The sequence below is a fragment of the Sedimentibacter sp. genome, from assembly GCF_033447055.1.
In the GTDB taxonomy this organism is placed as follows: domain Bacteria; phylum Bacillota; class Clostridia; order Tissierellales; family Sedimentibacteraceae; genus Sedimentibacter.
On record NZ_JAWQJF010000102.1, the window covers coordinates 1 to 9,020 of the forward strand.

11 protein-coding genes are annotated in these 9,020 nt (G+C 31.5%); 10 read left to right on the forward strand and 1 reads right to left on the reverse strand.

Annotated elements, in window-relative coordinates:
• The 10 genes from SA378_RS06685 to ispG form a co-directional block, all read left to right on the forward strand.
• A partial coding sequence (locus SA378_RS06685; RefSeq protein WP_318525205.1) for a topoisomerase DNA-binding C4 zinc finger domain-containing protein occupies positions 1-685 on the forward strand: 685 nt, incomplete at its 5' end.
• Positions 686-851: 166 nt separating this feature from the next.
• Positions 852-1,610: a 30S ribosomal protein S2 gene (gene rpsB, locus SA378_RS06690; protein WP_318525206.1), complete on the forward strand. Its 759-nt coding sequence runs from the start codon at positions 852-854 to the stop codon at positions 1,608-1,610.
• Positions 1,611-1,699: 89 nt separating this feature from the next.
• The gene (tsf, locus tag SA378_RS06695; protein ID WP_318525207.1) at positions 1,700-2,611 is read left to right on the forward strand and encodes a translation elongation factor Ts; all 912 of its coding nucleotides are present in this window, start codon (positions 1,700-1,702) and stop codon (positions 2,609-2,611) included.
• Between the two features lie 80 nt (positions 2,612-2,691).
• Positions 2,692-3,405: a UMP kinase gene (gene pyrH, locus SA378_RS06700; protein ID WP_318525208.1), complete on the forward strand. Its 714-nt coding sequence runs from the start codon at positions 2,692-2,694 to the stop codon at positions 3,403-3,405.
• Between the two features lies 1 nt (position 3,406).
• Entirely contained in the window at positions 3,407-3,964 is a 558-nt protein-coding gene (gene frr / locus SA378_RS06705; protein ID WP_318525209.1) for a ribosome recycling factor, read from the forward strand.
• Between the two features lie 2 nt (positions 3,965-3,966).
• Positions 3,967-4,152, forward strand: a complete 186-nt coding sequence (locus SA378_RS06710) for a hypothetical protein (RefSeq protein WP_318525210.1) — start codon at positions 3,967-3,969, stop codon at positions 4,150-4,152.
• A 66-nt stretch (positions 4,153-4,218) separates the two neighbouring features.
• On the forward strand, positions 4,219-4,941 hold the full coding sequence (locus tag SA378_RS06715; RefSeq protein WP_318525211.1) for an isoprenyl transferase: 723 nt from the start codon (positions 4,219-4,221) through the stop codon (positions 4,939-4,941).
• A 12-nt stretch (positions 4,942-4,953) separates the two neighbouring features.
• A complete protein-coding gene (locus SA378_RS06720; RefSeq protein ID WP_318525212.1) occupies positions 4,954-5,721 on the forward strand; it encodes a phosphatidate cytidylyltransferase in 768 nt (255 codons plus the stop codon).
• A 15-nt stretch (positions 5,722-5,736) separates the two neighbouring features.
• Positions 5,737-6,984 carry an RIP metalloprotease RseP gene (gene rseP / locus SA378_RS06725; RefSeq protein WP_318525213.1) on the forward strand — a complete coding sequence of 416 codons (1,248 nt, stop codon included), beginning with the start codon at positions 5,737-5,739 and terminating at the stop codon, positions 6,982-6,984.
• 101 nt (positions 6,985-7,085) lie between these two features.
• Positions 7,086-8,147: a flavodoxin-dependent (E)-4-hydroxy-3-methylbut-2-enyl-diphosphate synthase gene (gene ispG / locus SA378_RS06730; RefSeq protein WP_318525214.1), complete on the forward strand. Its 1,062-nt coding sequence runs from the start codon at positions 7,086-7,088 to the stop codon at positions 8,145-8,147.
• A gap of 49 nt (positions 8,148-8,196) precedes the next feature.
• Here the strand turns inward: ispG and SA378_RS06735 are convergent, their stop codons facing one another.
• Positions 8,197-8,883 carry an MgtC/SapB family protein gene (locus SA378_RS06735; RefSeq protein WP_412178679.1) on the reverse strand — a complete coding sequence of 229 codons (687 nt, stop codon included), beginning with the start codon at positions 8,881-8,883 and terminating at the stop codon, positions 8,197-8,199.
• Positions 8,884-9,020 lie beyond the last annotated feature (137 nt).

The window sequence follows — 9,020 nt, forward strand, 5'->3', positions numbered from 1 at the left end:
AACTGATATGGGTTTTCTTGTTACTGAAATGATGGAGAAATATTTTGCAAACATTGTAAATGAAAAGTTTACTGCTGAAATGGAAAATAATTTGGATGGAATAGCTTCAGGAAAAATTGAATGGCATGAAGTAATAAAAGATTTTTATAAGGGTTTTAAGATTGACCTGGATGTTGCTGAAAAAGAAATGGAAGAAATTGAAATTAAGGATGAAGTGAGCGACGTCAAATGTGAAAATTGCGGATCATTTATGGTTGTAAAAAAGGGAAGATACGGAAAATTTCTGGCATGTCCAAATTATCCTGAATGTAAAAACACAAAACCTTTAAATGGCAAGGAAGCTGCTGAAGAAACTAACGAAGTTTGTGAAATTTGCGGCTCTAAAATGTTAAAAAGAAAAGGTAGATATGGAGAATTTTTAGCATGTTCAAATTACCCAACCTGTAAAAATACAAAACCTATAGTGAAAACTATTGATGTTAATTGTCCTCAATGTGGAGGAAAAATTGCAGTTAAGTTTACAAAAGCAGGACGAAAATTTTTCGGTTGTACAAATTATCCTGAATGCAAATTCATTTCTTGGTTAGAACCAACAAAAGAAAAATGTCCAAAATGCGGAGAAATGATGGTTTTGAAGGATAATAAGCCTACGTGCATTAATAAAAACTGTATTAGTAAGGAATAATGATAAAAATATGCAATAAATTTGCAATTATGTGTTGCCAAATAAAAAACACTATGATATACTAAAACATAATTACGCACAGAATTTGATTACGTTGGAGTTGTGCCGAGAGGTCTTTAGCGTAAAATGATAATTCCGGAGGTAAAACAAAAGGAGGAACAAAAATATGGCTATTGTTAGCATGAAAAAATTATTGGAAGCAGGAGTTCATTTTGGTCATCAGACTAGAAGATGGAATCCTAAAATGGCAGAGTATATTTTTACAGAAAGAAATGGAATCTATATTATCGACTTGCAGAAAACAAGCGATAAAGTAGACGAAGCTTACAAATTCATTAAGGAAGTTGTAGCAAGTGGAGAAGAAGTATTATTTGTTGGTACAAAAAAACAAGCTCAAGAATCTACAAAATCTGAAGCTGCTAGATGCGGAATGCACTTTGTAAGCCAAAGATGGCTTGGTGGTATGCTTACAAACTATCAAACAATCAGAAAAAGAATTGACAGATTAAATGAATTAAAGAAAATGGAAGAGGATGGAACATTTGCTCTTTTAACAAAGAAAGAAGTTATTAAATTAAAGGGTGAAGCTGAAAAACTTGAAAAATTCCTAGGCGGAATTAAAAATATGGAAAAACTTCCTGGAGCATTGTTTATCGTTGACCCTAGAAAAGAAAGAATAGCTGTTCAAGAAGCTAAAATATTAGGAATTCCAGTAGTTGCTATTGTTGATACTAACTGTGATCCTGATGAAATAGATTATGTAATCCCTGGTAATGATGATGCTATAAGAGCAGTTAAACTTTTGACAGCTACAATTGCTGATGCCATCCTAGAAGGAAGACAAGGCGTTCAGATGGAAGAAGAAATAGTGGATGAAGTATCTGATGAAGAAATAGAAAAAGTTGAAGAAGAGATATTAGAATAATAATATAAAAAAATAAAATAAAAAACAAAAGTAAGGGGTTAGGAATTTTTTCCTTACACCTTGCTTTTTTAAATTTTGGAGGTATTTAAATGGAAATTACGGCATCAATGGTAAAAGAACTAAGAGAAAAAACAAATGCAGGAATGATGGATTGCAAAAAAGCATTAAAAGAAACTGATGGAGATATGGAAAAAGCAATAGACTTTTTAAGAGAAAAAGGTCTTTCACAGGCAGCTAAAAAAGCGGATAGAATTGCTGCTGAAGGTCTTACAACAGCTGTGATTTCCGAAGATGAAAAAACAGGCGTTGTTGTAGAAGTGAATTCAGAAACAGATTTTGTTGCTAAAAACCCAGAATTCAAAGCTTTTGTGTCAGATGTAGCTAAAACTGTAGTTGAAAAAAATCCATCTGATTTAGAAGCTTTAAAAGTTGCTGAATTGAATGGAAAAACTGTTCAAGAAGTATTGACAGACAAAATTGCTAAAATAGGCGAAAATATGTCAATAAGAAGATTTGCAGAAGAAAAAGTTAATAGTGGTGTAGTTGTTGGATATATTCACGGTGGTGGAAAAATATCAGTTATCGTAGCTCTTGAATCTGAAGGAGAAAAAGAAGCTCTTGAAGTTCTTGGAAAAGATATTGCAATGCAAGTTGCAGCTATGAACCCAAAATACATATCTACAGATGATGTTGATCAAGAATTTATTGCTCATGAAAGAGAAGTTCTTATTGCACAGGCATTGAATGAAGGTAAACCACAAAATATAGTTGAGAAAATGGTTGAAGGAAGACTTCAAAAGGAACTTAAAGAAGTTTGTCTGTTAGAGCAAGCTTTTGTTAAGGATGCTGATTTAACAGTTAAAAAGGTAATAGCTAACACAGCAGCTAAAATTGGCAAAGACATTAAAATTTCCGGAGTACAAAGATTTGAAGTAGGCGAAGGAATTGAAAAGAAATCAGAAAATTTTGCTGATGAAGTAGCAAAACAAATGGGTCTATAATCCTAAGCGAGATATCGAATCATACAATGGAGAACTTTAATTAGTTCTCCATTAATAAAAATATTCTTGGGAGGATAAAAGTGGGTTGTAAATATAAAAGAATAATATTAAAAATTAGCGGAGAAGCATTGTCGGGCAATGCAGGTCATGGTATAAACGGAGAAATTGTAACTAAAATTTCTAATGTTATCAAGAATGTTGTTGAAATGGGAGTTGAAGTTGCTATTGTTGTTGGTGGAGGAAATTTCTGGCGGGGTGCAAGTGCAACAGATATGGACAGAACTACATCTGATTATATGGGAATGCTTGGAACTATAATAAACAGTTTGGCGCTGCAGGACGCTTTAGAAAAAATAGGTGTTGAAACAAGGGTTCAAACTGCAATTGAAATGAGACAAATTGCTGAACCATACATCAGAAGAAGAGCAGTAAGACATTTGGAAAAAGGAAGAGTTGTTATCTTTTCTGGCGGTTCCGGGAATCCATATTTTTCAACTGACACTACAGCAGCATTAAGAGCGGCAGAAATTAATGCAGAAATAATACTTTTGGCTAAAAATGGAGTAGATGGTGTCTACAGCGATGACCCTAATAAGAATCCGGATTCAATTAAATATGATGAGCTTAAATACATTGATGTTCTCAATAAAGGTTTAAAAATTATGGACTCAACAGCAACATCATTGTGTATGGATAATAAAATTCCTATATTGGTTTTTGGAATTGAGAACCCGGAAAGTATTGAAAGAATAGTAATGGGAGACAATATAGGAACAATAATTAAGGAGGCATGATATGTATAAAGAAATAGTTGCAAAATCAGAAGAAACAATGAGAAAATCAATAGATTTCCTCAGGGAAGACCTTGCTGCTATAAGAGCAGGCAAAGCGAATCCTAAGCTTGTTGACAAAATTCAAGTCAGTTATTATGGTACCATGACGCCCCTGAATCAAATTGCAAATATATCTGTACCAGAACCAAGAGCAATCATTATACAACCTTGGGATTCAAGCACATTAAAAGAAATTGAAAAAGCAATAATGGCTTCTGAATTAGGTATTAACCCATCTAATGATGGAAAGCTCATAAGACTTGTTATTCCTGTGCTTACTGAAGAGAGAAGAAAAGAACTTCTTAAGGTTGTTAAAAAGGAAACTGAAAATACTAAAATTGCAATACGCAATATTAGAAGAGATTCGAATGAAGATTTAAAAAGACTTGAGAAATCAAGCGAAATAACAAAGGATGACCATAAAAAAGCAGAAGAAGATATGCAAAAGTTGACTGATAAATACGTTAAGTATGTTGATGACATCTATAAGGATAAGGAAAAAGAAATATTAGAGGTATAGTAATGTATAATTTAATTGGTTATCCATTAATTAATGCTTTGAAAGTTATAGAAGAAGACAGCAATAAAATAATTAACATAAAAAAGATAATTGGCTCAAACAAGAGATTTAATGACTTGCATAAGCCATACGTGATAAGGGAATATAGCAATGATAATTATGTGACATTGTATGTTTCATATTATTAGTGAGGTACAGGCTTGTGAATTTTCATAAGCCTGTTTAGTGTATATTTGGAAATTGTGAGGATTAAAATGAACTTAGAGGAACAGGTGCGAAATGGTATTATTCCTGAACATCTTGCAGTTATAATGGATGGAAACAGGAGATGGGCAAAACAAAAAAAATTGCCGACAAAATTGGGGCACAGAGAAGGAGCCCTGAGAGTAACTGATATGGTGAGAAGCTCTGTAGATTTAGGTATAAAATATTTATCAATTTTTGCATTTTCAACTGAAAATTGGTCAAGGGATAAAAACGAAATTGATTATTTAATGAATTTATTAGTTGAGTTTGTTGTTAAGGAACTGAATTACTTACATAAAAATGATGTTAAAATAACATTAATGGGTAATATAGAAGATCTGCCCGAAAAAACAAAACAAGAAGTTAAGCGGTCTATCGAAATTACTAAAAATAACAAAGCACTTCATTTGAACATAGCATTAAGCTATGGTTCAAGAAATGAAATAATTAAAGCTATAAAGAATATTATTAATGATTATGAAAATAAAGAAATTGATATAGATGAAATAAATGAGGAAAGTTTCAAGAAATACTTATTTACGCATGATATGCCAGATCCTGATTTGTTAATTCGAACAAGCGGAGAAATGCGTTTAAGTAATTTTCTTTTATACCAGCTTGCATATACGGAATTCTATTTTACTGAAGTAATGTGGCCTGATTTCAAACGAGAAGAATTATTGAAAGCTATACAAAGTTATCAAAACAGAAAGAGGAGATTCGGTAATTAGGGTGGTGTTGTTATGAGACAAAGAGTGTTAACTGGAGTTGCAGGGGGAGCTTTTATTGCTGCTGTTACATATTTTGGAGGCACAATATATGATTTCGTATATTTTGGAATTACGTGTATAGCAATTTATGAGCTTTCAAAAGTATTTTTTAATGATGGTTTTGATTATGGGGCTATTGTCAATTACATGTTTGCAATTGCTTTATTTGTAGAGAAAGCAACTAAATATCAGCACTTTTTTGATTTGTTCTTATTCTTATACATATCCATAAATTTTTTAGTGTTTGTATTTAATAAAAAAACTGATATAAAGAAAGTTTCTGAAATAATTTTCATTGGAACATATGCTGTTTTTTTTATGTACCATATGATGCTTATGAATAGTTCTCCATATGTGTGGTTGGTTTACATTATAGCATTTGGTTCAGATACTTTTGCTTACTTTACAGGAAAGCTCTTAGGCAGACATAAATTGTATCCTGAAGTGAGTCCAAATAAGACTATTGAAGGGGCAATTGGCGGAATAATTGGCTGTACGTTTTTGTCCTTGATATTTTTCAATTATTTAAGCATAAATAAATATTTTTACATTATAATATTTAGTGTAAGTGCATCTGTATTTTCAATGGCAGGTGATTTGACAGCATCAAAAATCAAGAGAGAATATGGAATAAAGGATTTTGGTTATCTATTGCCAGGGCATGGGGGTATATTAGATAGATTTGACAGTGTACTTTTTGTAGCTCCTGTCGTTTTTTACTTTGTTCAGTATTTCTTATAGTATGGAGGGAATATATTGTTGACAATAATAGCATCAATACTCGTTTTTTCAGCTATAGTGCTTGTACATGAGTATGGTCATTACAAAGCTGCAATAAGTGTAGGTATTAGGGTATACGAATTTGCCATAGGAATGGGTCCTACCTTATTTAAAAAAGAAAAAGGTGGAACTGTTTATTCTATTAGGGCAATACCAATCGGTGGTTTTGTACAAATGGAAGGTGAAGAAGAAGATGTAAAAACACCAACCAGTTTTGCTACAAAGACTGTTTGGCAAAGATTTAAAGTAATAGCTGCAGGTCCTTTTATGAACTTTGTTTTAGCACTAGCTCTATTCATAATCATAGCTTTTTCTTTTGGAGTTTATGGCAATACAGTTGATTATGTGGATGAAAATTCTAATGAGTATTTTGCAGGCTTAAGAACCGGAGATGAAATAATCTCTGTTAATGATCAGAAAGCGTACATTTGGGAAGATATTTTTTATGAAATAACAAATCAGAACAATTCATTTTATACAGTTACATATAAAAGAGATGATCAAATAAAAGAAGCAAAGATTAATAACAATTACAGAAAACTTATAGGAGTAACTTCTAATTTGGTTGATGGAAAAACAACTACAATTGTTTCACCATCTGATATGTCTTCTCCCGCATATACAGCAGGTATAAAAGATGGAGACAAAATTGTAAAAATTAATGATGTTTCTGTGAGTACATGGGAGGAAATAATCCATGAAATAGAATATTCAGCAGAGAATAATAATGTAAAAGTTACTGTTGACAGAGAAGGACAAATTTTTGATTTCAATATTGTTCCTCAAACACAGATTACTGTTAAATTTGATACTCAACTGGAAAAATCTTTTGTTTCAGCAATAGCTTCATCAGCTTACAAAACTGTATATTATATTGAACTGATGTTTAAAACAATAAGTCAGTTAGTTACAGGAAAACTTGGAAGCGATGCATTAGGCGGTCCGATAATGGTTATATCTATGGTTGGAGATGCTGCAGAAAGTGGAATTCTTTCACTTTTAAACTTAGCTGCTTTTATAAGCATTAACTTGGGATTTATGAATTTATTACCAATACCTGCTTTAGATGGTAGCAAACTTGTATTTTTATTAATTGAAGGTGTAAGAGGGAAGTCAATTCCGGCAGAAAAAGAAGGTTACATACATTTTGTTGGATTTGTTGTGTTAATTGGTTTTATGTTATTTATAACTTATAATGATATTTTAAGATTATTTAGATTGTAAACAATAGATGAATAATGATAAGCGATTAGCAATAATGAGCAGTTGAAGAAGAAAAGTGTATAGCGCATAATCAATTGCTCTTTATTGTTTTAGGAGGTTTTATGGATACAATAATAAGAAGACAAAGTAAAAAAGTCATGTGTGGTGATATTCAAATTGGCGGAGGAGCAAAAATTTCTGTTCAGTCAATGACAAATACATTTACAAAGGATGTTAAGTCTACTGTAAGTCAAATATTAGAATTAGAAGAAGCAGGATGTGAAATAGTAAGGGTTGCTGTTGCTGATAACGAAGATGCAGAAGCCATAAAGGAAATAAAAAAGCAAATACATATACCTATAGTTGCAGATATACATTTTGACTACAGACTTGCATTAAAAAGTATAGAAAGCGGTGTAGACAAGCTGAGAATAAATCCTGGCAATATCGGAAGTGTGGATAGAGTACAAAAAATAGTAGAAATGGCGAAACCTAGAAACATTCCAATAAGAATAGGTGTAAATACAGGAAGTATACATAAAGAAATATTAAAAAAATATAACGATGTACCAACTTCAGAAGGAATGGTTGAATCTGCTCTCGAACATGTAAAAATATTGGAGGATTTGGATTATCACAATATTGTTATTTCTATGAAGGGTACTGATATTAAAATGACAATAGATGCATACAAAAGTATGGCAAAAAAAGTTGATTATCCCCTTCATTTAGGAATTACACATGCAGGAACATTTTTTGAAGGAAGCATACGTTCTGCAATTGGAGTTGGCAGTCTTTTAGCAGACGGCATTGGTGATACTCTAAGAATATCTTTAACAGATGATCCAACAGAAGAGGTTAAAACAGCAAGAGAAATTTTAAAAAGTCTCGGATTGAGAAATTTTGGTATTAATTATATTACGTGTCCAACATGTGGAAGAACTAAAATAAATCTTATTGAACTCGTAAAAAAAGTACAAGAAGGATTAAAGAGTGTTGATAAACCAATTACTGTTGCAATCATGGGCTGTGCTGTAAACGGGCCTGGTGAAGCGAGACAATCAGATATTGGTATTGCTGGAGGAATCGGTGAAGCTCTTTTGTTTAAAAAAGGCAAAATAATAAAAAAAGTAAAAGAAGAAGATATTGTTAAAACTTTATTGGAAGAAATAGAAAAAATGTAATGATTAATAAAAATAGACAAGAAAATATAAAAAATATATTTTTTATTAGTTATAGTTCTTCTATGTGAATTAATCCTTCAGATAAACTTAGTAGTTGAAGTGTTTCCACATGGGCTATTCTTTTATTAGATTCTAATTGAATTATTGCAATAACAGCAGTTTCTTTTAAAGAATTATCTTTTGTAATTTCAATATCAAGAATTTTGTAATTTAATTTATTGCAATAAAAAATAAATTTATCAAAATATTCGATAGATGAGAAAGAAGTGTAGACAGTAATTGTTTTGTTTGTGGATGTAAGACAGTTATCCAGTTTTTTGAATAATGTAATAATAATAAATATTACTATTGATACAATTATTGCGCCGCTATAAAAGCCAATGCCTATGGCTAATCCAAGGCAAGCAGAAGCCCATAAACCGGCTGCTGTAGTCAGACCTTTTACCTGGCTTCTGCTAGTAACTATAATTGTACCCGCACCAAGAAAACCAATTCCGCTTATTACCTGGGCACCAAGCCTGGCAGGATCGCTTCCGGAAAAATTAATATTAATATACTGGTTAGTCATCATGACTAATGTAGAACTCAAACACACAATCATGTATGTTCTAAATCCAGCTGGTCTGTTTTTCCTGCTTCTTTCTAATCCGATTATACCTCCAAATACCAAAGATAGCATTACTCTGAATGTTATAGAAATAATATTTAATTCGTGTAATGTTTCGATATTAAACACTCCTTTTATAAGAAATATAAAAACTGTATTATTATTAAATATTGTTCTATATTATATCATAATATTATAAAATGGTGTAAAAAATAATCGTTTTTAAATAATTTTGTTTGATTTTTAATAAATTTTGTGTTACAATC

Excerpts from the sequence above, each read along its gene's own strand:
- rpsB (WP_318525206.1), top strand. The coding sequence starts at position 852 with ATGGCTATTGTTAGCATGAAAAAATTATTGGAAGCAGGAGTTCATTTT.
- tsf (WP_318525207.1), top strand. The coding sequence starts at position 1,700 with ATGGAAATTACGGCATCAATGGTAAAAGAACTAAGAGAAAAAACAAAT.
- frr (WP_318525209.1), top strand. The coding sequence starts at position 3,407 with ATGTATAAAGAAATAGTTGCAAAATCAGAAGAAACAATGAGAAAATCA.
- SA378_RS06710 (WP_318525210.1), top strand. The coding sequence starts at position 3,967 with ATGTATAATTTAATTGGTTATCCATTAATTAATGCTTTGAAAGTTATA.
- SA378_RS06715 (WP_318525211.1), top strand. The coding sequence starts at position 4,219 with ATGAACTTAGAGGAACAGGTGCGAAATGGTATTATTCCTGAACATCTT.
- SA378_RS06720 (WP_318525212.1), top strand. The coding sequence starts at position 4,954 with ATGAGACAAAGAGTGTTAACTGGAGTTGCAGGGGGAGCTTTTATTGCT.
- ispG (WP_318525214.1), top strand. The coding sequence starts at position 7,086 with ATGGATACAATAATAAGAAGACAAAGTAAAAAAGTCATGTGTGGTGAT.